Origin of the sequence: Paraburkholderia fungorum (assembly GCF_046026025.1) — a bacterium.
In the GTDB taxonomy this organism is placed as follows: domain Bacteria; phylum Pseudomonadota; class Gammaproteobacteria; order Burkholderiales; family Burkholderiaceae; genus Paraburkholderia; species Paraburkholderia fungorum_E.
Window position 1 is genome coordinate 1 of record NZ_JAQQFL010000105.1, and the last position, 810, is coordinate 810.

An 810-nucleotide genomic window follows, 5' to 3' on the forward strand; every position below is an offset into this window, starting at 1 on the left:
CGCGGGTCGGAGATCGTGTACACCGGGTGACCGAAACCGATCACCACTTCCTTGTTTTCCACGCGCCGGCGGATGTCGGCTTCGGCTTCGTCAGGCGTCTGGTAGCGCGACTGGATTTCGAACGCGACTTCGTTGGCGCCGCCGTGCTTCGGGCCACGCAGCGCGCCGATCGCGCCGGTGATCGCCGAGTAGATGTCAGAGCCCGTGCCCGCGATCACGCGACCGGTGAACGTCGAGGCGTTGAATTCATGCTCGGCATACAGGTTCAGCGACACGTGCATCGCGTCGACCCACGCCTTCGACGGCTCCACGCCGTGCAGCAGGTGCAGGAAGTGGCCGCCGATCGAGTCGTCGTCGGTTTCCACTTCGATGCGCTTGCCGTTGTGCGAGTAGTGGTACCAGTACAGCAGCATCGAACCGAGCGAGGCCATCAGCTTGTCGGCGATGTCGCGCGCGCCCGCCAGGTTGTGATCGTCCTTCTCCGGCAGCACGGTGCCGAGCACCGAGACGCCGGTGCGCATCACGTCCATCGGGTGAGCGGCGGCCGGAATCCATTCCAGCGCGGCCTTGACGTTCGCGGGCAGGCCGCGCAAGGCCTTGAGCTTCGTCTTGTAGGCGGTGAGTTCGGCCTGGGTCGGCAGCTTTTCGTGGACCAGCAGATAGGCGATCTCTTCGAATTCGCACGCGCCGGCGATGTCGAGAATGTCGTAGCCGCGGTAGTGCAGATCGTTGCCGGTCTTGCCGACCGTGCACAGCGCCGTGTTGCCCGCCGTCACGCCCGACAGGGCGACGGATTTCTTCGGTTTGAAG

The 810-nt window shown here is 64.8% G+C and carries 1 protein-coding gene; it reads right to left on the reverse strand.

Annotated elements, in window-relative coordinates; all coding sequences use genetic code 11:
* Nucleotides 1–810 (reverse strand): citrate/2-methylcitrate synthase (locus PQR67_RS38200; protein WP_408467955.1); only part of this gene is annotated, 810 nt, incomplete at both ends.